Source organism: Hydrogenophaga sp. RWCD_12 (assembly GCF_046604225.1).
In the GTDB taxonomy this organism is placed as follows: Bacteria; Pseudomonadota; Gammaproteobacteria; order Burkholderiales; family Burkholderiaceae_C; genus Hydrogenophaga.
Window position 1 is genome coordinate 1 of the sequence record NZ_JBKIXC010000030.1, and the last position, 265, is coordinate 265.

At 63.8% G+C, this 265-nt stretch carries 1 protein-coding gene; it reads left to right on the top strand.

What is annotated here, in order from left to right:
• Positions 1-265, top strand: a 265-nt coding sequence (locus ACLIJ1_RS23355; RefSeq protein WP_411367977.1) for a VCBS domain-containing protein, incomplete at both ends; no start/stop codon positions are given.

A 265-nucleotide genomic window follows, 5' to 3' on the forward strand; every position in this document is an offset into this window, starting at 1 on the left:
ACTGGACAACGCCAACACCACGGTGCAGCAGCTCGCTCCTGGAGAGACGCTGCAGGAAACCTATACCTACCGCCTGACGGACAAGGACGGTGACACTTCGACGGCGACGCTGACGATCACCATCACGGGTACCGACGATCTGCCGGCAGCGGTCAACGACACGGTGGGCATCACCGAAGACAACGCCACGGTGACGGGCGGTGTCAAGACCAACGACACCAACGGTGACGGCACGCCTGCGCAGAACACGACGGCGCTGAGCGGC